The organism is Aliiglaciecola sp. SL4, from assembly GCF_041538045.1.
In the GTDB taxonomy this organism is placed as follows: Bacteria; Pseudomonadota; Gammaproteobacteria; order Enterobacterales; family Alteromonadaceae; genus Aliiglaciecola.
The window spans coordinates 93,203-119,992 of the sequence record NZ_JBGOSE010000004.1 but is presented as its reverse complement, the minus strand read 5'-3'; the positions used below and the strand labels follow the sequence as shown (position 1 = coordinate 119,992).

At 42.0% G+C, this 26,790-nt stretch carries 26 protein-coding genes; 7 read left to right on the top strand and 19 right to left on the bottom strand.

Annotation, left to right across the window (positions count from 1 at the left end):
- Window positions 1-77 precede the first annotated feature (77 nt).
- From AB6T38_RS07600 to bioH, 3 genes are read right to left on the bottom strand one after another with little or no spacing between them, the layout of a single operon-like run.
- On the bottom strand, window positions 78-1,055 hold the full coding sequence (locus AB6T38_RS07600; protein ID WP_372546730.1) for a putative metalloprotease CJM1_0395 family protein: 978 nt from the start codon (window positions 1,053-1,055) through the stop codon (window positions 78-80).
- Between the two features lie 17 nt (window positions 1,056-1,072).
- Complete coding sequence (locus tag AB6T38_RS07595; RefSeq protein WP_372546729.1) at window positions 1,073-1,393, bottom strand: hypothetical protein; 321 nt, start codon at window positions 1,391-1,393, stop codon at window positions 1,073-1,075.
- A gap of 54 nt (window positions 1,394-1,447) precedes the next feature.
- The gene (bioH, locus tag AB6T38_RS07590; protein WP_372546728.1) at window positions 1,448-2,227 is read right to left on the bottom strand and encodes a pimeloyl-ACP methyl ester esterase BioH; all 780 of its coding nucleotides are present in this window, start codon (window positions 2,225-2,227) and stop codon (window positions 1,448-1,450) included.
- A 25-nt stretch (window positions 2,228-2,252) separates the two neighbouring features.
- On the opposite strand from bioH, the gene AB6T38_RS07585 reads away from it, so the two are divergent.
- Window positions 2,253-3,005 carry a ComF family protein gene (locus AB6T38_RS07585; protein ID WP_372546727.1) on the top strand — a complete coding sequence of 251 codons (753 nt, stop codon included), beginning with the start codon at window positions 2,253-2,255 and terminating at the stop codon, window positions 3,003-3,005.
- Between the two features lie 7 nt (window positions 3,006-3,012).
- Here the strand turns inward: AB6T38_RS07585 and AB6T38_RS07580 are convergent, their stop codons facing one another.
- Entirely contained in the window at window positions 3,013-5,568 is a 2,556-nt protein-coding gene (locus tag AB6T38_RS07580; RefSeq protein ID WP_372546726.1) for a M14 family metallopeptidase, read from the bottom strand.
- Between the two features lie 222 nt (window positions 5,569-5,790).
- On the opposite strand from AB6T38_RS07580, the gene nfuA reads away from it, so the two are divergent.
- Together nfuA and AB6T38_RS07570 are read left to right on the top strand one after the other, a co-directional pair.
- The gene (gene nfuA / locus AB6T38_RS07575; protein ID WP_348491831.1) at window positions 5,791-6,369 is read left to right on the top strand and encodes a Fe-S biogenesis protein NfuA; all 579 of its coding nucleotides are present in this window, start codon (window positions 5,791-5,793) and stop codon (window positions 6,367-6,369) included.
- Window positions 6,370-6,400: 31 nt separating this feature from the next.
- The gene (locus AB6T38_RS07570) at window positions 6,401-6,679 is read left to right on the top strand and encodes a hypothetical protein (protein WP_372546725.1); all 279 of its coding nucleotides are present in this window, start codon (window positions 6,401-6,403) and stop codon (window positions 6,677-6,679) included.
- Here AB6T38_RS07570 and AB6T38_RS07565 read toward each other — a convergent pair.
- Window positions 6,624-7,883: an MATE family efflux transporter gene (locus AB6T38_RS07565; RefSeq protein WP_372546935.1), complete on the bottom strand. Its 1,260-nt coding sequence runs from the start codon at window positions 7,881-7,883 to the stop codon at window positions 6,624-6,626. The genes AB6T38_RS07570 and AB6T38_RS07565 overlap by 56 nt on opposite strands.
- 86 nt (window positions 7,884-7,969) lie before the next feature.
- On the opposite strand from AB6T38_RS07565, the gene AB6T38_RS07560 reads away from it, so the two are divergent.
- Together AB6T38_RS07560 and AB6T38_RS07555 are read left to right on the top strand one after the other, a co-directional pair.
- A complete protein-coding gene (locus AB6T38_RS07560) occupies window positions 7,970-9,055 on the top strand; it encodes a polysaccharide deacetylase family protein (protein WP_372546724.1) in 1,086 nt (361 codons plus the stop codon).
- Window positions 9,056-9,095: 40 nt separating this feature from the next.
- A complete protein-coding gene (locus tag AB6T38_RS07555) occupies window positions 9,096-9,563 on the top strand; it encodes a GNAT family N-acetyltransferase (RefSeq protein WP_372546723.1) in 468 nt (155 codons plus the stop codon).
- On the opposite strand, the gene AB6T38_RS07550 is transcribed toward AB6T38_RS07555, so the two are convergent.
- Genes AB6T38_RS07550 through AB6T38_RS07520 form a run of 7 tightly spaced genes read right to left on the bottom strand, consistent with a single transcriptional unit; the run spans window position 9,560 to window position 14,950 of the window.
- A complete protein-coding gene (locus AB6T38_RS07550; RefSeq protein WP_372546722.1) occupies window positions 9,560-10,477 on the bottom strand; it encodes a dienelactone hydrolase family protein in 918 nt (305 codons plus the stop codon). The genes AB6T38_RS07555 and AB6T38_RS07550 overlap by 4 nt on opposite strands.
- A gap of 53 nt (window positions 10,478-10,530) precedes the next feature.
- Window positions 10,531-11,172: a GNAT family N-acetyltransferase gene (locus tag AB6T38_RS07545; RefSeq protein ID WP_372546721.1), complete on the bottom strand. Its 642-nt coding sequence runs from the start codon at window positions 11,170-11,172 to the stop codon at window positions 10,531-10,533.
- Window positions 11,173-11,182: 10 nt separating this feature from the next.
- On the bottom strand, window positions 11,183-11,821 hold the full coding sequence (locus AB6T38_RS07540; protein WP_372546720.1) for an SCO family protein: 639 nt from the start codon (window positions 11,819-11,821) through the stop codon (window positions 11,183-11,185).
- Complete coding sequence (gene cyoE, locus AB6T38_RS07535) at window positions 11,818-12,732, bottom strand: heme o synthase (RefSeq protein ID WP_372546718.1); 915 nt, start codon at window positions 12,730-12,732, stop codon at window positions 11,818-11,820. The genes AB6T38_RS07540 and cyoE overlap by 4 nt, the downstream gene beginning before the upstream one ends.
- 9 nt (window positions 12,733-12,741) lie before the next feature.
- A complete protein-coding gene (locus AB6T38_RS07530; protein ID WP_372546717.1) occupies window positions 12,742-13,719 on the bottom strand; it encodes a heme A synthase in 978 nt (325 codons plus the stop codon).
- Between the two features lie 12 nt (window positions 13,720-13,731).
- Window positions 13,732-14,298, bottom strand: a complete 567-nt coding sequence (locus tag AB6T38_RS07525; protein ID WP_372546716.1) for a hypothetical protein — start codon at window positions 14,296-14,298, stop codon at window positions 13,732-13,734.
- Entirely contained in the window at window positions 14,291-14,950 is a 660-nt protein-coding gene (locus tag AB6T38_RS07520; RefSeq protein ID WP_372546715.1) for an SURF1 family protein, read from the bottom strand. Before AB6T38_RS07520 ends, AB6T38_RS07525 begins: the two co-directional genes overlap by 8 nt.
- 82 nt (window positions 14,951-15,032) lie before the next feature.
- Here AB6T38_RS07520 and AB6T38_RS07515 point away from each other — a divergent pair, with 82 nt between their 5' ends.
- The gene (locus AB6T38_RS07515; protein ID WP_303474714.1) at window positions 15,033-15,242 is read left to right on the top strand and encodes a DUF2909 domain-containing protein; all 210 of its coding nucleotides are present in this window, start codon (window positions 15,033-15,035) and stop codon (window positions 15,240-15,242) included.
- 25 nt (window positions 15,243-15,267) lie between these two features.
- Here AB6T38_RS07515 and AB6T38_RS07510 read toward each other — a convergent pair whose 3' ends face one another.
- From AB6T38_RS07510 to lexA, 5 genes are all read right to left on the bottom strand, one after another.
- Window positions 15,268-16,152 carry a cytochrome c oxidase subunit 3 gene (locus AB6T38_RS07510; protein WP_372546714.1) on the bottom strand — a complete coding sequence of 295 codons (885 nt, stop codon included), beginning with the start codon at window positions 16,150-16,152 and terminating at the stop codon, window positions 15,268-15,270.
- Between the two features lie 11 nt (window positions 16,153-16,163).
- Entirely contained in the window at window positions 16,164-16,733 is a 570-nt protein-coding gene (locus tag AB6T38_RS07505; protein WP_348491818.1) for a cytochrome c oxidase assembly protein, read from the bottom strand.
- A 12-nt stretch (window positions 16,734-16,745) separates the two neighbouring features.
- Complete coding sequence (ctaD, locus tag AB6T38_RS07500) at window positions 16,746-18,335, bottom strand: cytochrome c oxidase subunit I (protein WP_348491817.1); 1,590 nt, start codon at window positions 18,333-18,335, stop codon at window positions 16,746-16,748.
- 11 nt (window positions 18,336-18,346) lie between these two features.
- Entirely contained in the window at window positions 18,347-19,501 is a 1,155-nt protein-coding gene (gene coxB, locus AB6T38_RS07495; protein ID WP_372546713.1) for a cytochrome c oxidase subunit II, read from the bottom strand.
- 482 nt (window positions 19,502-19,983) lie between these two features.
- Window positions 19,984-20,607 (bottom strand): transcriptional repressor LexA, encoded by a 624-nt coding sequence (gene lexA / locus AB6T38_RS07490; protein WP_348491816.1) that lies wholly within the window; start codon window positions 20,605-20,607, stop codon window positions 19,984-19,986.
- Between the two features lie 255 nt (window positions 20,608-20,862).
- On the opposite strand from lexA, the gene plsB reads away from it, so the two are divergent.
- Window positions 20,863-23,313 carry a glycerol-3-phosphate 1-O-acyltransferase PlsB gene (plsB, locus tag AB6T38_RS07485; RefSeq protein WP_372546712.1) on the top strand — a complete coding sequence of 817 codons (2,451 nt, stop codon included), beginning with the start codon at window positions 20,863-20,865 and terminating at the stop codon, window positions 23,311-23,313.
- A 53-nt stretch (window positions 23,314-23,366) separates the two neighbouring features.
- Here the strand turns inward: plsB and ilvA are convergent, their stop codons facing one another.
- Together ilvA and ilvD are read right to left on the bottom strand one after the other, a co-directional pair.
- Window positions 23,367-24,908 (bottom strand): threonine ammonia-lyase, biosynthetic, encoded by a 1,542-nt coding sequence (gene ilvA / locus AB6T38_RS07480; RefSeq protein ID WP_372546711.1) that lies wholly within the window; start codon window positions 24,906-24,908, stop codon window positions 23,367-23,369.
- Window positions 24,909-26,756 carry a dihydroxy-acid dehydratase gene (ilvD, locus tag AB6T38_RS07475; protein ID WP_372546710.1) on the bottom strand — a complete coding sequence of 616 codons (1,848 nt, stop codon included), beginning with the start codon at window positions 26,754-26,756 and terminating at the stop codon, window positions 24,909-24,911.
- Window positions 26,757-26,790 lie beyond the last annotated feature (34 nt).

Genomic DNA, 26,790 nt, shown 5'->3' with positions numbered 1-26,790 from the left:
AACCAACACGCAATATTAAAAAACCAGTACAATTAAAGGGAGTTTTGAGGTGAGTAACCACTTACTTTAGAGGTTAGCTAAGCGCTGAATTGTAGTTGTGAAGTACGGGGTTCAGATACTTTTTGATAGAAGCTTTCGATTACAGACACACGTTGTAAAATCCCACTATCTCTATTTTCCAAGCGTTCGCGGTCTTTCTCAAGGCTGGCAACATCCGTACCCTGCTCCAACGAACGGGTAGGAAAATCTGCGGCAAATCCGTCTACGATTTCATCTAAATCTGGTACCTTGGCAGTGATTGCTGATTCTGTTGCTTCGGCAAGGGGCGAATCATAAGACTCACCTAACTGTTGTTCAATATTATCACTAACAGCATCTTTCGCACTTTCGACCTTTTCCTTGGCAATATCAGAACGTGCCTCTGTGGCTATTTTCGTAGCTTCACTTGCCACTCGTAAATCTTGTGAAGATGGATCTGCGGGCGCAAGGGCTGCCGCTCGAACCTGTTGCATTTTGCGAACTGTTTCTTCAGGTGTCTCTTCCTCAGAAATGTCGATGGACACTTCTCCACTGACCGCATATTGATTGCCATCAGGGCCACTTTCATACTCGTAAGTAGGAGAAGCCGCGTACTGACCTCCTACAGAAGCATGTGCTTGTTCGTGGGCACGCACTTCAGCATCACGACTTTTCAGTTCTTCAATTTCTTGCTGATCTGCTAGTTGTTGCTGCTGTTGTTGTTTACTCTCAGCATCTTCTTTGCCGGCACTAGGATCTTCGCCATTATCTTTGTCTGCAAAATTTTCTTGTGTTGCATCGCTTTGGGCTTGACTATTTTGCTGAGCTTGAGGTCGCTCGTAGGTCACTTGAACTTGTTGACTGGGGGTTTTAACACGGTCAGATTCTGAGCCTAAACCGCTCTCAGCCGCTGAGTTTTCTGCATTACTTGTTTGCGGAATAGTTTCTCGTTGTTGATTGTCTCTACGAACAGCATCGGTGCTAACATTATTCGTCGGGAATAATATGGCGGTTGGTGTTGGCGTGACAATATTCATAGCAAAGGCTCGTTAACTTAAGCTAGCTCATCAATGATACGACCTACTGTATCATTGGCCACTTCCAATACTTTGCCAGACGCTATCGCATTGCGACTATTAATTTGCAAAGAAAGTAAGTTATCAGTTAAAGAGTCACCGCCACTAGGCAACAATTGGTTCACTTGCCCCAACTGTTGGGTTGCAGCATTAGTTAATACATCTTGAGTCGTCTGAGCTTGACTATTGCTCTGCGCAATCGACAGCGACGCTTCGGTAATACCCTGCTGCGCACGGTTCAACCCAAGGCTGCCAGATATGATTGCCGAATTTACATTATTAGTTACATCAAATGCCATAGATAACCCCCATTACCTGTGTAAATTATAGCCTATTTAGACTAAATTGGAAACTTAGCTGGTAATGTTTAAACATTTGTACAAGATCTGCACAAACTCTTCAGGATGAGAAATAAAAGGTGCATGGGACGCATGGGCAAAAACATGCGTTAGATTAGAGGCTTGCAAGTTTTCAATTAGTGGAATGGCTTTCGCGGGTACCAAACTATCTAAGCGACCATACAAGCGGAACGTGGGGCAGGTAATATCGCCTAATTGAGAGCGTAAATCCGCGTTTGCCAAAATACTTAACCCAGCCCGTAACGCCCTATCATCGGGAATCGGGTATTGTTGGATGTGTGACTTGATTAACTTAATATCTTGTTTAGCAGATTCACTTCCAATAGCCTGAATTGCCATAAAACGGTCAAGGGTTTTACTAAAGTCCTTTTCCAGTTGTTGAGTAAATATCTGTAAAACGTTCGCTTTTATGCCTGGCCAGCTTTCTGCTTCAGAAAACTTAGGCGAGCTTGCCACTAAGACCAAATTTTCGCACTTATCAGGATGGTTAATCGCCAATTGTTGGGCCACTAATCCACCAAGGGACCAACCAACAAAACTAGACTTGTCGGGAATACACTCGGCAACCATACTACAAACAGAGTCTAAGTCGTATTGTGCTGGCAAGACATCGGCGTTGCGTCCAAAACCAGGTAAATCGAGTAAGGTAATTCGAAAGGATTGTTCCAAAATATGACTAATAGGCTCCCAAACACCGCTATTGAGCCCCCAACCATGTAGTAAAACTAAATTGGGACCTTGTCCACGTGTTTCAAAAAATAAGGGGTTGCTCATTAGGTTCTCATTAATAAGGAATGTTATGGGACTGAGTCAGTTAGCTTTTGCTGCACTAAATAGTAGCAAATGGCGTCATTTTAGTAAAAAACTAGTAACTTATTTGGAACTAAACCAACATTGTCTTTTGTGTCACCAGTCTAGCGGATATTTGATTTGCCATTATTGTGAAGCGGATATTATTTCTTTTGAGCATAAAAAATATGACTATAATTTACTTAATCATGTTGAAGTATATTTAGGTTTAAGGGCCGTAAATTTCGATAGTTTAACCGCCTTTTCAAGCTATCAATGGCCACTATCACATTTAATTACTCAACTGAAGTTTCACAATAAAAGTATCCATGCTAGAGGATTAGCCCAATTGTTTTGTCAACGTGCTCTTCCTCCCAAAGCCCAGTTACCTCAAGCAATTATTCCGATTCCATTGCATAGGGCTAGGTTAGCCCAACGAAAGTACAATCAGGCCGCGGCAATTGCCTTAGAAGTTGCTAAATCGGCTGGAATTATCTGCTTAAGCAATGTGCTTTCACGACCTAAAAAAACCTTGGCACAAACCGATTTAACAGCTCATCAACGACAACAAAACATCAAAGACGCGTTTTCAATAAACATGCCCTTACAACAACCCTTAACACATGTAGCTTTGTTTGATGATGTTGTGACCACGGGAGCTACCATAAACTCTGCCGCAGAGGTGTTGCGTGCAGAGTATCCAGATATGCAAATTGACGCTTGGTCAATTTGCATTACTCCGAAAAACAGCGAATCTGAATAAATCTAAATTAATCGATAAATTTAGACATGAAAATAGCATTCCCCATCAGTCGACTTGTTCCATACCACACACCACGGAAATTAGGGTTATTCACAAATCCAATCACCCGTCCCTTTCCAAATCGGTGGGCAACTACAGCGGCAGAATCAGAAATAAGATCTTGCATTTCATCAGAGGCGAAGCCCGCCATTAAGGGTTTTTCTACGTACTTAGCTGCAGTAATAAAAGGTTGCTCCGGCATCAACAGCACTTCAGTCGTGTTGCGAAAAACCGGTAATAATGATCGAGTGTAACCAAACCCTAGAGGGTGACTAATATCCAGTTTAGTTTCGAATACGGCACCGGCGATTCGCTGCTTGGCGGCAAAGGCTTCCCGATCACCGAATTGAAGGTTTTTAGCACTAAAAGCGTCTTGTATTTCAGACCGTTTCATAAAGGCAGCTTTCAACCAACCATTATCACTTATAAATTTAGTACCGCTTTGCTGACCAATCAACACGCCGCCTTCATCAACCCATTCAGCAACTTTCTCAATAACTGATTCTGGCAAGTTTTTGTAGTTTCCACTGACCCAAATCATATGGGTGTAGCTAGACATATCTAGTGTAGATAAACGGTCCATATCGATAATAGACACTGGCATTCCCACTCTAGTGTCTAAATAGTGCCAAGTTTCACCAGCTTCATATTGATTAACACCTAAGCCTCCAACAATCATCACCTTAGGCAAAGTTATAGGAGACATCTTAGCGCTTCCTAAGTCGATACCTTGCCCGGTTAATCCACTTTCAATGGACCAAACAGGAATATTCAGTTGATTGGACAGAAGCTGAATCGTTGCAAGCATGTCATCAGGCTGATTTAGCCCGCTTGGAATAACAATAGAACCGGATGAGAAACTAATAGTGCCACTGCTGGTTTTAGCGGAAAATGCACTTTCTGCAGCTCGTACTTGAATGCCACTTTGTAATAATCTTTGCAGGAATTTAGGGGCTTTATAATCTTCCCAACTAAAGCCGTATGCATAAGCATTCCCTTGTAACTTAGGAAGCTTGTCTACTTTTAATTCAGCTTGTTTATCAGAGTAAGAAACTTTGCGGAAGTCCCCTTTATCTACTTCGGTATACTGCAGATTAAATGCTAAGGCTAAGTTCCAATTAGAAACATCATAAAAGGTATTGTCGTCAAAACGTTTACGAGTAGAAAATATCGACTTAACCAAACGATACCTAGGCTGATCAGTGGGTACAAAGATACTATCTACAGAGTTATACGTAACATTATCTATTTTTGCATTTTTATTGAGGGAGTAATGTTCAATTTTATGTTGTTGTAGAATTTTCTTCAGTTCGTTAAATCGAGCTTTGTCGCGGCTTTCACTTAACAAATAACCTTTTACCCGATCATCTTTAATTAGCTCATCGGTTAGTTTGTTGAAATTAGATTGGTACTCAACCAGAGCCTGTTTATTGGCAAGGGCTCCTTTGAGCGTCGACAATGATGTGGTTACTTGATTTTGAATCGTGTCAGAAAATGCTAAGAGCCCATTTACAGTGTCTTGTAAATGACCACGGCTACTGGCTTGCTCAAACAAAATACCGATTGTTCCTAAGCCATCCGGATAGGTGGAACCTTTACCATAATAGAAGTCATCATATGATTCTTGAGTAAAATACAGTTGTTTAGTTTCATCTAAAGCTGCTGCATGGTAATTGCCGAGGGCTTCAGTTAGCTTCACATTTTGATCGGGCGTCCATGGGTTCTTACGGGAGGAAATACCCGGTTGAAAGAAGAAAGTACGATTGGGTCCCATTTCATGAAAATCAGTAAGAACATGGGGGCGCCATTGCTGAAACTGCTTGATACGCGCTCGAGAACTAGGATGAGTTAACAATAGCCAATCGCGATTTAAATCAAACCAATAGTGATTTACCCTACCTCTAGGCCAACGTTGACTTAACTCGCGGTTATTAGGGTCAGAAACAAGATTTTGACTTCTATGCATATTCGCCCAATGAGCAAATCGCGCTAAACCATCAGGATTGAGTGCAGGGTCCAGCAACACAATATTGTTTTCTAAGAGTTTATCCACTTCTGGCCCTTGAGCAGCAGCTAAATAGTAAGCCACAAGTAACGATGCATTTGCCCCTGAAGATTCGTCACCATGAACACTGTAGCCCATCCACAGTATCAATGGATCTTTATCATTTGATTTTGCCCCTTGTTCAATAACCTCTAAATGCCGCTTTTGAATGCTTTTGATATTCTTTTGATTATCAGCAGCGGTTATGGTCATCAACAAAAGTCGGCGGTTTTCATAGGTTTTACCCGTTTCTGATAAGCTGACTCGATCTGACGATTCAGCTAGAATTTCCATGTACCGGACTATTTGATCATGTCGAGCATGCCAAGTACCAACGGGAGAACCAAGCACATCTTCAGGCTTTGGAATACTTGGGTCGTAGCTCACCGTTTTAGGGAGGTAGTCTAAGTCAGATAGGGCGAAAGCAGAAAAAGAAAGGGATAAAAAAAGTACAGTGGCGCAAAAACGCTTTAAATTCATATAAAACTCTTTACAGTAGAATTAATTATTATTTTGACTAATGCAAAAGGACTCAAGCCATCCGGCCTTTAACGACTGGAGCAACTCCCTTGTATTTTGTGTATATTATGCATCAATTCTTTGTTAGTTAAAAATTTCATAATAGAATCGCATTACCTGAGTGTTTTACTCAGGTATTTCTGGTAAACTATTGTCCTAATTTTAAAAGATCAGGAATGATTGATGATTAATATTTCTGAAAGTGCACAAGCGCACTTTACTAAACTGCTTGAAAAGCAAGAGCCAGGTTCAAATATTCGAGTATTTGTAGTGAACCCTGGGACACCAAGTGCTGAATGCGGTGTGTCTTACTGTCCGCCAGATGCCGTTGAAAAAACCGATGTGTTGCTCACATTTAACGGTTTCGACGCTGTGGTTGACCAAGAAAGTGCTCCGTTTTTAGAAGAAGCGGAAATTGACTTCGTTACTGACCAGATGGGCTCGCAACTTACACTTAAAGCGCCTAACGCTAAAGCGCGTAAAGTAGACAGTGATGCTCCTCTTGCCGAACGTATCAGTTATATGATTGAAGCGGAAATAAACCCTCAATTAGCCAGCCACGGCGGCAAAGTCATGTTAATGGAAATCACTGATAATGGTGAAGCCATTTTACAATTTGGTGGCGGCTGTAATGGTTGTTCAATGGTTGATGTGACCTTAAAAGACGGTATTGAAAAACAAATGTTAGAAGCCTTTTCAGGTGAAATAACAGCCGTTAAAGATGCCACTGAGCATACTGCCGGTGAACACTCGTATTATTAAACATAACACGTCACATTTTTAACATTAGAGAATGTTGAAAAACTGGCTGTATAAAATGGGTAGTGATCCCCATAAAAGTTGGGCCGATTTTAAGATCGGCCTGACTATTTTTATTGCTGGTGTTATAGCGATTTTTGCAGGCTTAAAACTTTGGATTTGGTTGCAAATACCTGGTGTTCTAATGCTAGCTTTAGGATTAATATTCGCCGCCAAAGGGTATTTAGGCATATTTGCTAATCGTTTTTCACAAACCCTTAATCGGTTTGAGCAGGCCAACGATAAAGCCAAAGGAAATAACCCGAAAGACTAATCCCCCTGGCTCCTAAAAATGCGAGTAAGGCAATCCACAAAGCGAAGTTCCCTAAGTCTTGGCAGAGCCACCACACCGGGAAATACACTAACAACGCACTCACTAGCATGCTATCGCGCATCGCACTTGCCCGTGTTAGTCCCACAAAAACACCATCCATTAAAAAACACCAATGTGCCACTATGGGAAGTAACCAAATAACCGGTAAAAACTCAGCCGCCGCCTTTTGCAGAGTCGGTAAATCGGTCAAGAGCCCAATAATATTGTTTCCCCATATTACAAACACTAAGGTATACACGAGTGCAAAAGCACTCGACCAAATAAGTCCTAAGGTGACATTGGCTTTTAATGAGCGCTCATTGGATGCTCCTTTTGCTTCTCCCACTCTGGCCTCAACAGCATATGCTACCGCATCTAACCCTAGGGCAATGAGTACAAAAAACTGCATTAACAAAGCATTTATCGCGGCTGCTTGCACACCCAAACGAATGCCCTGAAAAGTCATGAATACCAAACAGGCTTGCAAAGCTAAATTGCGGATCAACATGGCGCTATTGAGACGAGTTAAAATGGCTAAACTTTGCATCCCAAGCCATTCTTTTTGCGGTAAAATGCGCTGTCTTTTAAAGACAAAAAATAATCCGGTTAGGGTTATACAATACTCAGCAATCACAGTTGCAGCAGCCACACCCGCGACTTGCCAGTCGAATACAAACACAAATAGTAGATTCAAACCGATATTTAATAGGTTGGCAAAAACTTGGCTACACATCACCAACTTATTTCGTTGTTGGCCGAGTAACCAGCCAATTAACGCTAAATTAGCCAGCGCTGCTGGAGCTCCCCAAACCCGAACATTAAAGTATTCAACAATCACCTGAGAAACCAATTCATCAGCTTCGGAAAAATGAAGCCCTAGGGCCAAAATAGGCTGTTGGAAGATCAATAGCAATGCCGCAATGATGCCAGCACTGAACATACTTTGATAAAATACTTTAAAACTAGCTAGGCTAGACTTTTGCCCCTTCGCTTGGGCACTAAGACCTGTAGCGGACATACGTATAAATCCGCAAATCCAATAAATTTGTGTCAATATCAATGTAGCAACCGATGCACCAGCCAAAATATGACTGCCATCCATATGGCCAAGTACGGCAATATCCACAAACCCCATCAAAGGCGCAGTAATATTGGCCAATAACATTGGAAAAATTAACGCAATCATTTCTAGATGAGCTGTTTTTTGCCAGAATAGAGGTCTTAAAGAGGTTGAAGTAGGAAGCTCAGGCAATGATAAAATCCAAAACGAGTGAAAAAAGTAATGTTAAGTATTATTCCATTTTTTTAATGCTTGGCGGCTTTTTATTTCTAGCATTTGGCAAAATGGCTAACGCTACCCCTAATCATGGTGTGGTTTTATTATATCACCATGTGAGCGAAGATACGCCTGCAAGCACCTCTATTAGCCCAGCAAAGTTCGCTGAACATATGGCGTACTTGAAAGAGCAACATAATGTAATTCCATTGCAAACATTAATTGAAAACATTCAGAATGATCAACCCTTGCCTGAGAATAGCGTGGCCATTACGTTTGATGATGGCTATCGAAATATCGCTGAAAATGCACACCCGATAATGCTGAAGTATGACTTCCCCTATACCATTTTTATTAGTCCTGATTTAATTGGCAAACAAAAACACCAACTAAACTGGTCTGAGATAAACAAACTAAGCAAACAAGGTGTTAGTTTCGCTAACCATACCCGTTTTCACAAACATTTACTCTTAGGTAACCATCAGAATGATTGGTTAGTTAACACCATCGAAGATATTGAACACGCTGAAAAGAGTATTAAACGCAACACAGGTTTCGATTTAAAGTATCTTGCTTATCCCTATGGTGAATACAATCAAGCTCTAAGCCAAGGTTTGCAGGATAGAGGATACATTGGCTTTGGGCAGCAATCAGGGGCTATTTCTAAAAACAGTGATTTTGGCGCTTTACCTCGCTTCCCTGCAGCTGGCATTTACGCCAACTTAGAAACGCTGAAAGTAAAAATGAACACCTTAGACATGCCGGTACTCAGCAAAAGTGTAGCCGAGCCACAATTGAGCCTTGCCAAGCGAACCCCCACTCAAACCGTTAAGGTCAATTTGGATGATATGCATAAAAGCCAGCTGAACTGTTTTTACTCTGGACAACCAATAAAGTTGGATTGGGAAGATAATTCTTTTACCTATAGTATTGAAGATCCACTGCCGAAGGGCCGTTCAAGAATAAACTGCACGGCACCTAGTATTGCGTATACAGGCAAGTATTATTGGTTTTCTCAACCCTGGTTTGTACCTGATGAGAACGGTAATTGGCTTGATTAATTAAGCTATATTCAACAAGTGAGTTTTAGGAAGTAACATAATGAATATTGTGCTGGAAAAGCCTATTTCTGAGCAAGTGATCGCACTGTTAAAAGCCCATCATCAAGAAATGTTTGAGCATTCGCCGCCAGAGAGTGTACACGCCTTAGATGAATCTAAATTCAACGCCCACGACATTACGTTTTGGGGATTATGGCAGCAAGATAAACTAGCGGGATGTGGTGCTTTAAAGACGCTATCGGATAACCACGGTGAGATAAAATCCATGCGTACCTCGAATCAGTTTTTGCGCCAAGGGGTAGCCAAAAGGATCCTGACACACCTTATCAGCGAAGCAAAACAACGTGGTTATCATCGTTTAAGTTTAGAAACTGGTAGCATGGATTTTTTCGCCCCAGCGAGAGCCTTGTACGCAAACCACGGATTTATCAAGTGCCCTCCCTTTGCAGATTATGAGGAAGACCCCCATAGTGTTTGCATGACACTTGATATTCGCGCTGAAGACTAAAACGCCAGTGTGGTGGTTTTTGTTTTTGCAGCTAGATGGGCTGCAAAAAAGCTCAGTGTGCGTTGCCAAGCTAACTCTGCAGCTTGTTGATCATAGCGACTGGTAGAGTCATTATGAAAGCCATGATTCACATCTTTATAGGTATGGGCGGTGTAATCTGCATTATTTGCGTCTAAGACCTTTTTATAGTCCGGCCAAGTGGCATTTACACGCTTGTCTAGACCAGCAAAATGTATCAGCAATGGTCCTTTGACCTTATTTACAACATCGTCTTTTCCAGGCGTGCCATAAAATGGGACTGCAGCATCAACCACATTGGGTAAGTTAGCCGCCAGCATGTTGCTGATATAGCCGCCAAAACAGAATCCAACCACAGCCAATTTTTGATTCCCCTTTTCATGGGATTTTAAAAACAACGCTGCAGCTTTAAAGTCTTCTTCCATTTTGTCTCTATCCATTGAGCGTTGCATTTTACGCCCATCATCATCATTACCCGGATAGCCGCCTAATGGGAATAATGCATCAGGTGCAAAGGCGATATAGCCCGCTTTGGCAACACGACGAGCCACATCTTTAATGTAGGGGTTGAGTCCACGATTTTCGTGCACAACAAGCACAGTACCAAGCTTTTCTGATTGGCCTTTAGGCACTACAAAGTAGCCACTCCCTGTGCCATGTCCATTGGGGGAATCAAATTCAACGTAAGATGCGGTTATATCGGGGTCATTAAATGAAACTTGCTCTGCTTTAGCATAATTAGGCGTCAATGAAGCAGCAATGGTAGAGATTGCCAAACCACTGACCGCTACACTTGAGATCCGCGTTATAAAAGTACGCCTGTCTATATCACCGTGGGCATATTCGTCATACCAGTCAAAGGCTTGCTGGGGAATTTCAACCGTATTATCACTCATCAGATCTACCTCTAAAATGGTTTTTTGAAAGATTGAAATAACGCTTTTTAACTCTACACTAAACTTTTTTGCATATGAATGTGGGGTAAAAAGCCTATTTTTTTTCCTTTTTCACTGGGGTGGGATTTAGACTTTTGCACAAACCCAAAATTCATATAGGTTTGAATCGCCGTTCGATTATCTTCCATTACATCTAAAACCAGTGTTGATTTGCCTAATTTTATGGCAGCTTCTGAACAATAGTCTAACAGACAAGTCGCCACTCCTTGCCTTCGGTTTGAGGGTTCTACCGCCAAATGTCCGATACTCAACTCATTTGCAGATGGAGCTCTTACTAATGTCGACAGAACTTCACTGTTATTTAGAATGGCGGTTGTTTCTGAAATACCAAAATGAGTGACCAAACTGGCTAAGGTTTGTTGTTTAAATAAATCTGAAATTGGAGTTTTCCAGTAACTAACGCATCCACAGACAGTACCATTTTTAGTCGCAACCTGTTGGTTCAAATAACCAAACTGTCCTTCAGCAAGTTGTAAAGCCGTTTCTAAAAATGCTATGCAGATTTTTTGTTTTTGTGGAAGTGATAAAGCGCTTTGATGGCCGGTGAGTAAACTGATTAAATTATCCGGCCCTGAAGAAAAAAGTAACTTGGCGAGAGGTTGGTAGTGACTTGCTTTGGCCTGAGTAATTAGCATCGTATTGAAATTACATGGTAACGACGATGGGCATATCTTCTAATATTTGTGCCCCCTCACTTACGGGAATAGAACCTGGCTCGAGTTTTGGTTTAAAACGCCCAACAACTTCACCTTTGGGATTAATCACCGTAATTGAAGCACTATGATCCACCAAATAATTAGGATCATCGGTATTATCACTCATGGCGTACATCATGCCCATTGACCTAACTAAAGGAAATAGTTGTTTATGTTCACCAGATGTAGCCCAAAAATCAGGATTAAAGAAATTCACATATTCTTTTAAACGGGCAGCAGAGTCTCGTTTTGGATCAACAGATAAGAACCAAACTTTAATCGGATTATCAGTATCAATCGCTTCTAATTGGGGATAGATACCTTTGAGTTCTGCCAAAGTAGTCGGACAAATATCTGGGCAAAACGTATAACCGACAAAAGCTAAGGTCCAATGACCATTGAGTTGTTGATTGGTAAATTTATCTCCATTTTGATCGTAGAGTTCAAAGTCGGGTAACCCCCGCGCTGCTGGGTATTTTTGCAGATATTTCACCTCTTCCACTTCTGGTGGCGCTATCACTATAGAAAAATACAAACCAGCGGCTAAAGCCACAACGGCGACAATACCAATTAGTAAATTTTGTTTCATAGGGTGAATTTTAAATAATGGTCAACGAGTAATACAACAAAGAGTACCATCAAGTGAACGATTGAAAAACCGAAGGTTTTCATCGCCGTATTTTCATTAGCCGCATATTTTAATTTCCATGCGTAATACATGAAACCGACATTTAACAAACCAGACCCCAATAAATATATAACCCCAGACATACCGGTTAAGTATGGTAATAAACACACAATAGTAAGTAACAAGGTATACAATAAAACTGAGGTTTTAGTGAATTCCACTCCATGGGTAACCGGTAACATAGGAATTTCAGCTTTTGCATAGTCTTTCACTCTATGAATTGCTAAAGCCCAAAAATGGGGTGGTGTCCAAGTGAAAACAATAAGCACTAAAAGCAGAGCATGGGAATGAATCTCGCCAGTGACGGCAGTCCATCCTAACAATGGCGGAGCAGCACCTGCTAAGCCCCCAATAACAATGTTTTGGGGAGTAGCACGTTTGAGAAACATGGTATAAACCACGGCATATCCTACCAAACTGGCCAAGGTCAATAGCGCAGTTAATCGGTTAACCCACAACTCAAGACAAATAAAACCAGCAACGCCCAGTACAAACGCAAAGATGGTCGCTCGCAACGGGCTAATTTTCCCTTTGGTCACTGGACGGTTAAAGGTCCTTGCCATTTTGCTATCGATGTTTCGATCTACCACATGGTTAATCACTGCAGCAGAAGACGACAATAGGCCAATTCCTCCTAGGCCAGCAATTAGCACCTGCCAACTCACCCAAGTTTCGGTAGCTAAACACATCCCAACTAACGCGGTCAGAAGTAATAACATCACCACTTTGGGCTTAGTTAACTCGTAATAATCACGCCAACTAGCGACTTGTGAAGGTGATTTTGCGTAATTAGCCTGAAGCGTTTTATTCACATTAGTCTCCTAAGTCTTTCTGTAAAGGGTGTAACAGAGTTTCACCATAACCAACAGCAAGCATGCTGCCACAGCATTGTGCAAAACAGCCACCGTCAAAGGTAAGCTGAATACGACGTTGCTCACCCCAAGCATAACTTGTAGCCCTAGAATCAAGACCAAACTGATAGATAAGCTCTTAATTAATTGAGAGGCCGCTGCGCTGTACAAACGAATTGCTAACCAGCACAAATATACAAATGTCACTATGGCACCGAATCGGTGAGTGACATGCATTGTCATTCTCTCTGCCCAATCATGGACCCCAAATTCATAATTTTCTGCATGGGGAATACTGTAGGCCCCAACATAATCTAAACGACTTATCCAATCACTTTCACAAAGAGGAAGCTCGGTGCAAGCTAAGGCCGCGTAGTTTGCCGAAGTCCAGCCACCTAGGGCTATTTGGCCGACTAAAATCAGAATACCGAAAGCGCAGTATTTAGCAAAACCTTTCATCTCAGAGTCACCACCGGGTATTCGGTAAGGTGTCAGTCGTAAATATAATAAATACAGACATGAAAGCACTGCAAAGCCCCCTAGTAAATGCCCCATAACGATCAACGGCATTAAATTGAGGGTTACTGTCCACATGCCCAAAGCGGCCTGAAAACAAACTAAACAGAGTAAGAAAAACGGTAACTTAACGGGGCTATGATACGAACGTTTAACCAAACTTATTGCAAAAATAAGTAAAATGAACAACCCCAGAGTACCTGCGGCGTAACGATGAATCATTTCATTCCAAGCTTTGTGCGCTTCAAACGTGCGTTCGGGAAATGCATCTTGGGCCGCATTAATATGAGACTCACTAGCCGGAACACTCAAATGACCGTAACAGCCCGGCCAATCAGGGCAACCTAACCCAGCATCAGTTAAACGGGTGTAAGCCCCCAATACGATGACGACTATTGCTAGCACCACTGAAGCCAGCACTAATTTTCTCATTGCTACCGTTCCTTAACCAATGCGAGACAGTTTTAACAGTTTTCGTAAATCGGCCAAAATGTCGCGGCTCTGTTGAATCGCGTCGTCTTGCTGTTGTTTAACCGGATACTTTAATATGACATTTCCTAATGTATCAGCAATGAAAATACCATCTGTCGACTCATCTTTAAACAAATTATTTACATTTATCTTATCAACTTTTAACACCTTGATATTAGGGTAACGCTGAGTATCAGTTGAATCCATAATATGGCTTTTTTGATGAGCTAAAACTAAGGGTTCAACTCGGTCAGATTCCTTACCCAAAGCGACCCATATCTGATTGATACTATAAAGCGCATTTTCACATTCCTCGGCGCACTCTTGTGGCATCACAAATAGCAATCGCCATAGTGGTTCTCTTTGTGCAACTAACGAACTCATATCTAGAGGCGTAGCAAGCAATTTGCCTTTGTTTGTTGACCCTTTGTTGAACCAGTCAAACGTCAGTGCTAAGTATGCCAACACAACCGGGAGTACAAACACAATGAACATGATAATGGGGGTTTTCGATTTTTTGTTGCTAACAACTTCAGACATCTTTAAGCACTTTCCTTTTTCGTAATGCGATGACATAAATAACAAAACATGCAATTGCTAAAGCAAACCACTGAATTGCGTAACCATAATGTTTTTCGGGAGCCATGACGACGGGCACCCAATTGCGAGAAAAACCAATGGGAAATGACGGGTCTAATTGCAAAACAATGGGTAAGACATCCGCTCCCATAAACTTCGATATCAAGGTTAAGTCGATACTCTGTAACAGTACTGGCCAATCATCGGTAAATTGTGCTGTTTCTGTCACCATTGGATTAACGGTTGGAACCCAACTCGTGCCAAACAAAGTTTGCTCATAACTTGGCAAATCAAATTTGGGCAATTCATTACGATACTGCCCGGCTTTGACCCAGCCTAAATTAGTGATAACGATCCCAAATTCGGTTCGAACAGGGACGAGAACTTGAAACCCTACTTGTCCATTTTCTATGCGATTATCGAGTAGAAAAATCTTATTCACTAACATTCGACCTTTAAATTCTAAGGGCAGATCCTGCTTATCTTGAAGTGTTAAAATATCCTCTATATTTAGCGGGTTAGTTGCTTGTCTCAATTCAATTTGTTGAATGCGTTGTGCTTTAACCTGCCCACGCTGCAATTGCCATACACCCAAAGAACATAAGATTATCACTGCCAACAGCACCAAAAGTGTGGCAAAGTAAGGATGTTTAGAATTATTCGTTGTAGTGACCATATATTGAGGAGTGATCGATTTGTTAGTTAAACTATTAGTCGGCGGCTTATTGCTTTTTATGCTCTACAATCTTTTTCGCGCCATGATAATAATGTTAAAAAACGACCCTAACCAGCCTCCTATGAGTAAATTTATTGGCCGCCGGGTGATGACCTCTGCAATTATTGTGATTTTGTTATTATTGGCTGTAGCAACGGGACTAATTACACCGAATCCACGTCCCTATTAAGGGACGCAAAAACGATAACGTGTATCTACAAAATATAAACAAAGAAAAATAGCATTACCCACACTACATCAACAAAGTGCCAATACCAACTTCCCGCTTGAAAAGCGAAATGATTGTCAGGCGTAAAGTGACCTTTGAGTACCCTTAAAAATAATACAATCAAAATAATTGTTCCCAAGGTAACATGCATTCCATGGAAACCTGTTAGTAGAAAGAATGTATTGCCGTAGACACCTGATTGTAAGGTTAAATTCATTTCACGATAGGCATGCACATACTCTTCTACTTGTAGAGTTAAAAAGAAACACCCCAACAGAATTGTTACACCTAAAAATGCAATCAATTTACCACGCTGTTGTTTCTCCAATGCCACATGAGCAAAATGACAGGTCACCGAAGAAATCAATAAAATAATAGTATTGTATAAAGGTAACCCCATCCATCCCATAGCCGTTGTTTCAACGCCACCAGGGGTTTTAGTCAATGGCCATATGGCTTCAAAATTGGGCCAAAGCACTTCTGCAGTCATGGCATTATTACCCGCCCCATCAAGCCATGGCATCGCAATTACTCGCGCATAAAATAATGCGCCAAAGAACGCAGCAAAGAACATAACTTCCGAGAATATAAACCAGGCCATCCCTTGTCTATATGAGCGTCCTAGTTGAGCGCTGTATTTGCCAGCCATAGATTCATGGATCTGATTTCTGAACCAACCAACTAACATAACCAATAAGGTGACTATGCCTGCAAGTAAGATCCAGCCACCGTATCCACTTTCGCCTTTGGTTTGTTCAACCACAAAGTTGCCTGCACCAAATGCAATCAGAAATAAAGCTACCGCACCAACAATTGGCCAAGGGCTTTGGTCTGGAACATAATATTTTTCGTAAGCTTGTTGTTGTGCCATTTTGATTCCTTTTATCCTTGATTCATTGCAACGCCTTCGGCACTTGCCGTCACGTCATACAAGGTATACTGAAGGGTGAAAAACTTAATATCTTTTGGTAACTGCGGGTCAACATAGAACTTCATTGGCATTATTGCTTCTTCACCCGCACCTAAAGGTTGATTGTTAAAGCAAAAGCATTCAGTTTTATTCATATACAATGCGGCCGTGCCCGGTGAAACAGAGGGAACAGCTTGGGCAACGTAGTCTTTGTGGGTGGTGTTTTTAACGTAAAAGTCCACTTGGTTCATCTCACCTGGGTACACCTCGACTTTCCGAGTTTGTGCTTTGAATTCCCAAGGCATTCCCGTATTTGTACGAGTAATAAACTCGATGGTGATAGTACGAGAGTGATCCACCTCGATCGACTCATATACTGCTGCCGTATCACTGGTTTTACCGTTAATTCCGGTAACTTGGCAAAACACTTCATATAGGGGAACCAACGCAAATGCGAAGCCAAACATGCCAATCACAACACCCACCAGTTTTAAAACCAGTTTGCTGTTGTTAGATTGGCTATTGCTTGAACGTTCAGTCATGACGAATCACACTTACTTAATCACTGGAGGCGTATCGAAGGTATGATAAGGAGCTGGTGATGGGATTTCCCATTCCAAGCCTTCTGCACCTTCCCAAACTTGGGCAGAAACAGGTTCACCCTGCTTACGACACGCTTTGATAAGCAACGCTAGGAATATCAATTGTGATAATCCAAAAGCAAATCCACCTAAGCTGATCCATTTATTAAAATCTGCAAATTGTAAGGCGTAATCTGGAATACGTCGTGGCATGCCTGCTAAACCGACAAAATGCATGGGGAAAAACAGCACATTAACGGAAATTAACGAACACCAAAAATGCCACTTAGCTAAGGTTACGTCGAACATTTTACCAGTCCATTTAGGCAGCCAATAATATACCGCCGCCATAATGGAAAATATTGCTCCAGTAACCAATACATAGTGGAAGTGTGCAACCACAAAATAAGTATCGTGATATTGGAAGTCCACTGGTGTAATCGCCAGCATCAAGCCAGAAAGGCCACCTATGGTAAACAGTACAATAAACGCCAAAGCGAATAGCATAGGCACTTCAAAGGACAAAGAACCCCGCCACATAGTTGCTACCCAGTTAAATACTTTTACCCCTGTGGGCACCGATATCAGCATAGTGGCAAACATAAAGAATAGCTCGGCCCCCACCGGCATCCCAGTAGTAAACATGTGGTGTGCCCAAACAATGAATGACAACAACGCAATAGACGTGGTGGCATAAACCATAGAGGCGTAACCAAACAGTTTTTTCCGTGAGAATGTCGGCACGATGGCAGAAATAATACCAAATGCAGGAAGAATCATAATATACACTTCAGGGTGCCCGAAGAACCAAAATATATGTTGGAACATAACCGGATCACCGCCACCAGCGGCATTAAAGAAACTAGTACCAAAAAACTTATCAGTTAATACCATAGTCACTGCACCGGCAAGCACCGGCATCACCGCGATTAACAGGAATGCCGTGATTAGCCAAGTCCACACGAACAACGGCATCTTCATCCAAGTCATGCCTGGGGCACGCATGTTGAAGATAGTCACAATCACGTTAATCGCTCCCATAATGGAAGAGATCCCCATAATATGCACAGAAAAAACAAACAATGCTGTGGTGTCATTACTGTATGTTGTAGAAAGAGGTGCGTAGAACGTCCAACCAAATGCGGGACCACCACCTTCCATGAACAACGAAGCAAGCAAAATGGTAAATGCCATTGGCAGTATCCAGAAGCTCCAGTTATTCATTCTCGGTAAAGCCATATCTGGCGCACCGATCATCATTGGCACCAACCAGTTAGCTAAGCCAGTAAATGCCGGCATAACTGCACCGAACACCATGATAAGCCCGTGCACAGTGGTCATTTGGTTGAAGAAATTAGGCTCTACAATTTGCAATCCTGGTTGAAATAATTCAGCACGAATTACCATGGCCATAGCACCGCCAGTTAAAAACATGATGAACGCGAACCACAGATAGAGGGTACCTATATCTTTATGATTTGTTGTAAATAACCAACGTTTTATGCCACTAGGAGCATGATGATGGTGGTCGTCATGATCGAGTTCGGTTGTCGCTGTGCTCATAACTGCTCCCCTTATTGACCTGTCATTACGGCGTTAACATCTTTAGCTTGGACCATGTCGCCGGTATCGTTACCCCAAGCATTTCGTTCGTAAGTAATAACTGCTGCCAGCTCACTCATGGTTAGTTGTTTTGCAAAAGCTTGCATGGCAGTGCCAGTTTTACCGTTTAATACGATATTTATGTGTGCTGTCATGTCATTAAGCACCATTTCACTATTGACCAAGGCTGGAAATACGCCTGGTAACCCTTGTCCATTTGGTTGATGACAAGCTGCACAAGCACGCATATAAACCTGCTCACCATTGCTCATCAACTCTTCCATGCTCATATTCATAGCCAACAATCTTTGCTCTTCTTCCTTGGCTTTACGCTGTACTTCTTCTTGAGCGTTTATCCAAGCTTCGTATTCAGCAGGTTCTTTGGCAACCACAACGATAGGCATAAAACCGTGATCCTTTCCGCAAAGTTCTGCACATTGACCGCGATATACACCGGGCTCAATGACGTTTGCCCAAGCCTCATTAATAAACCCTGGGTTAGCATCTTTTTTAACAGCAAAATCAGGCACCCACCAAGAATGGATAACATCATCCGAGGTAACTAAAAATCGCACTTTTTTGCCAGTCGGGATGACAAGAGGACGATCAACTTCCAATAGGTAGTTATGTCCTTTTTCGAATTTGTTGTTGATTTGCTCTTGCTGGGTGGCCATCACGGAATAATATTCAACATCATTTTCCATGTATTTGTAATGCCACTTCCATTGAGAACCGGTAACCAGCACAGTGACCTCTGAGTTTTCGGGGTCTTCCATGGCGATCAGTGTTTTAGCGGCAGGGAATGCCATCACGACTAAAATAATGAAGGGTACAATTGTCCAAGCAATTTCTACTTTCACACTTTCATGAAAATTAGCAGGTTGCGCACCTCTAGATTTACGATGGAAAATCATACTCCAAAACATCACACCAAATACTAGAACTGCAATAACCACGCAAATGAAAAACATAAGCATATGCAGATCATAAACTTGGCCACTAATCTCAGTCGCACCTTTGCGCAAATTCAATTGATACTGATCAGCAGTCGAAGTCGATTCTGCAGACACTGTAAATGCAATTAGACTGGTCAGTATTACCAATACGCCGGACCATATCTTTTTCACTCAACACCTCCTGATGATGTAAGCCTTTTCCAAAGGAGCAAAGCAGAGTTAATAACCGCAAAAGGCTCAGTTCTGGTAAACGACTTGGGATCTTAATGTTACATAACTGTAAAAACCAGTATAAGAATTACTCAACTAAAGTCTAACGTCTAGTGTTTTTTGTTAAAAATTTAAACAAGCGCTTGATTTTCAATCAAAATAGATGGAAAAGTTATGATTTATAACGAATGGAAATAACTTTAACTTTGGAACCAACTAAAGTTGATAATGGTTATCGATGACCTCCAAGAGTGGTGTCTAGCAAGGGAGGATGTGCATTTTATATCTAGTTAAAATAGAGGGGTTGGATAAAAATATTTTCTAATAAAACGGATTAACAAAAACTTAGCTTGAACTTAAGTTTTTAAAGTCCTGAATGCAAAATAATAAAAAAGTGACCCTTAGGTCACTTTTCAGTGTAACTTTGTCACAGAAACGGAAGTTTACATCCAATCAGCGTTACGAATAACACCGACTGCGATACCTTCAATATTAAAAGGCTGCGAAGCCAAATCCACTTTAATAGGATTAAACTCGTCGTTTTCAGCATGTAGGATCACTTCTCTACCACGCTTTTCTAGCCGTTTTACCGTCACATCTTCGTCAACTCTTGCTACCACAACCTGACCATTGTGAACATCAGTTGTGCGATGAACTGCGAGCAAATCACCATCTAAGATACCAATGTCTTTCATACTCATGCCACTAACTCTTAGCAAAAAGTCAGCACTGGGTTTAAATAAATCAGGGTCGACTTTGTAGTGACACTCAACATGCTCTTCGGCCAATATTGGCTCGCCAGCAGCCACTCGCCCGACTAAAGGTAATCCAGCCTCTTCCAATTCATCTTCAAGGGGTACATTCAATTTGATTCCCCTAGAAGTACCAGGGAGGATTTCGATGACACCTTTGCGTGCCAATGCTTTAAGATGCTCTTCTGCCGCATTAGCCGATTTAAACCCCAATTGACGAGCAATTTCAGCACGCGTTGGCGGCATACCCGTGGCTAACATGGTGGCTTTTATTAATTCAAGAATTTCGCTTTGTCGTGGTGTTAGTGGACGCATAAACAGCCTGTTTTTCTATACAGTTTAACTGTTAGTATATACAGTTACCCAGAGAAAACAAAGGTTGTTTTATATTTTCTCATGAATTATCAAAAGCCTATTGATTTAATTAGGGTGACTTTACATACGCTAACAATATAAAATGGTAGTACAACCTAATAGACGTTGGTCTGCGCATTTTAATATGCAAACATGAATAGAGTTCGACTCTTCATGCTATGCTTTTAACGAACTCGAAACCTCAAGGTGTTATATATGGATTGGCTGCATAATTTGCTGCTTTCGATTTTTGCTTTTCCCGTAAAATGGCTAGTCAAAGTCAATAGTATTCCCACTGACATTGAAACTGAGTTAGGAATAGATAAAAGCAAACCCATTGTATATTTGCTTAGAACCCACTCGATTACTGATCAACTCGCCCTTAAAATGTCGACCAAAAAAGTCGACTTACCCAATCCGACTAAAAAAATCATCATCGGTGGTGAAGAGCATAGCGCCAGTGTCTTTCTAGAGCAGCCGCAATCTGTCATTGGCAGGACCATTAAAGGCACTAAAATCGCCGCCGACTTAACCCATTTATTTCAACTTCACAAAGACAACGCCGATCTTGATTTGCAAATTGTGCCGGTGACGGTTTTTTGGGGCCGCGCACCTGGCCGAAAGTCCAATGGATTAGCTGATCTATTAGCTGATAAAGCTTCGCCCAGTTGGTTACGAAAGTTCTTTATCGTATTGTTTTTAGGCCGTGATAATTTTGTCTCTTATAGTAAAGCAGTATCGTCTCGAGATATGACTAAGTTGCCTGGTACTGAAGCCGAAATCGCGCACAAATTGATTCGTTTAGCCGGCACCCATTTCCATCGGAAAAGACAAGCTTTTAACGGCCCTATGCTGTTAGAAAAGCAAGAGTTGTATAATTCAATTTTGGGTTCTGTGACGGTTATTAATGCCATTAACGAAGAATCTAGACAAAAAAAAATCCCGCTATCTAAAGCTAAGGCAAATGCTAAATCTTATATAAACGAAATTGCGGCGGATTACCGTGAGGGTTTAATTCGATTCGGCGACCGTGTTTTAACTCGGATCTGGAACAAAATCTATGATGGAATCGAAGTTGGTCATGCCGATAAAGTCCGGAAACTAGCCCAAAATGGTCATGAGATCATATATGTTCCTTGTCATCGCAGCCATATGGACTACCTGCTATTAACTTACGCCATTTACCATCAAGGTCTGGTTACCCCTCACATTGCAGCAGGGATCAATTTAAACTTTTGGCCTGTTGGCGGCATTTTTCGACGCGGCGGTGCATTTTTCCTACGTCGTAGTTTTGCTGGCAATAAACTCTACACAAGTGTATTCCGCGAATATCTAGAACTCCTGTTTAACAAAGGCTATTCGGTTAAATATTATGCTGAAGGCGGACGTAGCCGAACTGGAAGACTGCTACCACCAAAAACCGGGATGCTAGCAATGACCTTACAGGCGATGATCAAAGGAGTTAATCGTCCAGTCAGTATAGTACCGGTTTACATTGGTTATGAGCATGTGATGGAAGTAGGTAGCTACCTTAGCGAATTAAAAGGCAATACCAAGAAAAAAGAATCCGTATTCGGGTTATTTTCTGTGGTTAGAAAGTTGAAAAACTACGGCCACGGCTTTCTCAATTTTGGTGAACCTATTCAGCTTAATAATTTCCTTGATGAGCAAGTACCGAGTTGGCGCGATGCGCAAAACAGTGAGGTTGATAAAAAACCAAGCTGGCTAACCCCAACCGTAAATATCCTTGCTAATCAGGTTATGGTGCGAATTAATCAGACAGCGGCCATAAGCGGTATGTCACTTTGTGCATTGTGTTTACTTTCAGCTAAGAAAAACGCAATGGGCCAATTGGAACTCGAGCAGGCAGTGGATGACTATATTCACTTGCTAAAATTATCACCTTACAGTGAGTTGGTGAGCTTGCCTGACAAAAGCGGGCATGAAATTGTAGAACAAACCCTGAAACTGGGGAAAATGAACGTCTCTGAAGATAGCTTCGGCAAAATTATCTCGTTAGAGCAACGTAATGCTGTCACCTTAACTTACTATCGCAATAATATTTTGCACTTATTCGCCATTCCGGGATTAATCGCCGCCATCGTATTTGCTCACAATGGGTTGGAGAAATCTAAATTACTTGATCTTATTATGCGCCTCTACCCAATGTTGCAGCGAGAGTGGTTCCTTTACATGTCGAGCGAACAAGCAAAAGAATATGTGGAAGGCTTAATTGAAAGCATGTTAGAGATGGGCATGATAGTGACCGCAGAAGATAAACTAGCCCCAGCTCACTCCACCGCAGAATCATTCTATTCATTGTGGTTATTAAATCGCTGTGTTCAGGAAACACTGCAACGTTATGCATTGGTGTTATCTTTATTAGCAAAAGAAAAGAAAATGACTCGCTCAGCATTGGAGCGAACAAGTGCGAAATTTGCTGAACGATTGTCTGCATTGCACGGCATTAGTTCACCAGAATTTTTCGATAAAAATGTATTGGCAAGCTTTGTGAATGCCCTTAGGGAAAATCAACTTCTAGCAGATAGCGAAGATGGCCAATTACAACATTCCGAAACCAGTGAAACTTTGCGCCAAGATATTATCGCACTAATAGCACCTGAAATAGCCCAGCGTTTAGAAAAGCTTTACGCACTGCAAAGCTAACTTTCAGACATAAAAAAGGCTCCGATTAAGGAGCCTTTTGCATTTTTTGACAATTACTTTGCTAAATCAGATAAAAAGAACTGATAAGCAGGGTTCGTTGTTTGTTCATCATATTGGTAGCCAAGCTTATCCAAATGCTGATCAAAATCGACTCTAGCTTGGTCCGGTAAATCAAACCCCGCAAGCACCAGACCTTCAGCAGCCCCATGATTACGATAATGGAATAAGGTAATATTCCATGACTCACCAAGGGTATTCAAGAACTTCATCAAAGCGCCTGGATATTCAGGGAACTCAAACGAAAAAATATGTTCATTGAGTAACGTCGGCGGACGACCACCAACCATGTAGCGCACGTGCAGCTTAGCCATTTCATTTTCAGACAAATCAAAACACTGATAACCGCTATCGGTGAGCAACTTTTCCAATTGATGATACTCTTCACGTCCAAAACGTAATTTGATACCTACAAAGATATGGGCTTCACCATCACTGGAATAGCGGTAATTGAACTCGGTAATAGTTCTACCGCCTAACAGTTCACAAAAACGTTTAAATTCACCTTTTTGTTCAGGAATTTTAACCGCAAAAACCGCTTCTTTTTGCTCACCCAGTTCACAACGCTCAGATACATAGCGCAAAGTATGAAAATTGATATTTGCACCACATAAGATGCCACCAATTTTTTTACCGGACACATTATGCTCTGAAAGATACTTTCGAATACCCGCCACCGAAAGTGCACCTGCAGGTTCAGCTATGACTCGAGTATCATCAAAAATATCTTTGATTGCCGCACAAATTTCATCAGTGTTAACGGTGATGACATCATCCACGTATTGCTGACATAAGCGGAATGGCTCAGTACCAATGGTCTTAACGGCCACGCCGTCAGCAAATATGCCCACCGACGAAAGCGGCACGGGTTCACCGGCTTGTAATGCGGCCTGTAAACATGCAGATTCATCGGATTCAACGGCAATGATTTTCAAATCAGGACGTAATTGCTTAAGGTAAACACTAATACCCGCAGCCAATCCGCCACCGCCAACTGCGATAAACAAGATGTCTAAATCAGGCAGTTGCTCAAGCAATTCACGGCCAATGGTGCCTTGCCCGACAATGACATCTTCATCATCAAAAGGCGCAACCATGGTGTAGCCGTTGACTTCAGACAAACGCAAAGCTTCCGCTTTTGCTTCGTCGAAGCTGGTGCCATGCAACACTACGTGGGCATACTCACCGCCAAAGCGTCGCACAGCATCCACTTTAATATCAGGGGTGGTTTCTGGCATGACGATGGTAGCTTGTATTTTTTTTATCTTAGCCGAATACGCCACACCTTGAGCATGGTTTCCTGCTGATGCAGCTACTACACCTGCCTGCAATTGTTGTTCAGTTAAACAAGCCAACTTATTGTAAGCACCGCGCAGCTTGAACGACTTCACCGGTTGTTGATCTTCACGCTTCAAATAAATCTCATTACCTAAAGCGTTAGATAAACTGGTTAACCGATTAAGCTCGCTATTTACTGCCACATCATAAACAGGTGACAGTAGAATACGTTTTAAATACTCATTAGCAGATAAACTCATTTAATCTTCCAATTTCGAAGCATCACGCACGCCGCCTTTATCAGCACTTGTGGCTAATAATGCGTAGGCTTTTAAGGCTAAAGAAACTTTACGTTGACGGGTAGCAGGTTTCCAAGGTCTAGCACTATTATTCATATTGTCACGACGAGTTTGTAGGTCAGCGTCACTAATATCAATACCAATCTTACGACCCGGAATATCAATTAAGATAGTGTCACCTTCTTCCACTAAACCAATACCGCCGCCGCTCGCTGCTTCTGGCGCACAGTGACCAATAGACAAACCAGAAGTACCACCTGAAAATCTGCCGTCAGTGATCAAGGCACATTCTTTACCTAAACCTTTGGCTTTTAGATAAGTGGTTGGGTACAACATTTCTTGCATACCTGGACCACCTTTAGGACCTTCATAACGGATAATGACCACATCACCTGCAACAATTTCGTCACCTAAAATAGCAGCAACGGCTTCATCTTGGCTTTCGAAAATACGGGCGCGACCGGTAAATTTGTGAATAGACTCATCTACCCCAGCGGTTTTTACAATACAGCCATCCTCAGCAATATTACCAAAGAGTACTGCTAAACCACCTTCCTCACTGAATGCGTGGTCGAAACTCCGAATACAGCCGTCTGCGCGGTCAGTATCCGCTGTAGGCCAGCGACAATCTTGGCTAAAGGCTTTGGTAGTGCGTATCCCAGCAGGACCAGCTTTGTAAAACTCAATGGCTTTTTCATTAGCAGGGTTAGTAATGTCCCAATCAGCGATAACTTCACCAATGGATTTACCCAACACATGAGGACAATCGGCGTGTAATAAACCAGCACGATTAATTTCAGCCAAAATTCCTAATACACCACCAGCACGGTGTACGTCTTCCATGTGATATTTAGGTGTAGATGGCGCGACCTTACATAGATGGGGAACTTTACGAGACAGACGGTCGATGTCATCAAGGGTAAATGGAATTTCACCTTCTACTGCAGCAGCCAATAAGTGCAATATGGTATTGGTTGAACCGCCCATGGCGATATCCAAACTCATGGCGTTCTCGAACGCTTTAAAATTAGCTATATTGCGCGGTAGCACGGAAGCATCATCTTCTTTGTAATAACGACGACAAAGCTCAACGATTTGCTTACCGGCTTGTTTGAATAATCCTTCACGATCTGCGTGAGTAGCCAACATAGAACCATTACCTGGCAACGACAAACCTAGAGCTTCGGTTAAACAATTCATTGAATTGGCGGTGAACATACCGGAACAAGAGCCACAAGTTGGGCAAGCTGAACGCTCCACTTCTTCACTGTCAGAATCGCTGACGTTGTCATCAACACCGGCAACCATAGCGTCTACCAAATCTAATTTGATAAGTTGATCAGAAAGTTTCGTTTTACCCGCTTCCATGGGGCCACCGGAAACAAAAATAACAGGAATATTCAAGCGCATAGACGCCATCAACATCCCAGGAGTGATTTTGTCACAGTTTGAAATACAGACTATGGCATCAGCACAGTGGGCATTAACCATATACTCCACAGAATCAGCAATGATTTCTCGTGAAGGCAGGCTGTATAACATCCCGCTATGACCCATGGCGATACCATCATCAACAGCAATAGTATTAAATTCTTTGGCCACACCGCCCGCTTCTTCTATGCTACGAGCGACTAATTGGCCCATATCTTTTAAATGCACGTGACCTGGTACAAATTGGGTAAAAGAGTTAGACACGGCAATAATGGGTTTATGGAAATCGCCATCTTTCATGCCAGTGGCACGCCACAAAGCTCTGGCTCCAGCCATGTTGCGGCCTTGTGTGGTTGTGGATGAACGTAACTTTGGCATGGTAAAACCCTCTAAATTGATATCATTTTTACGA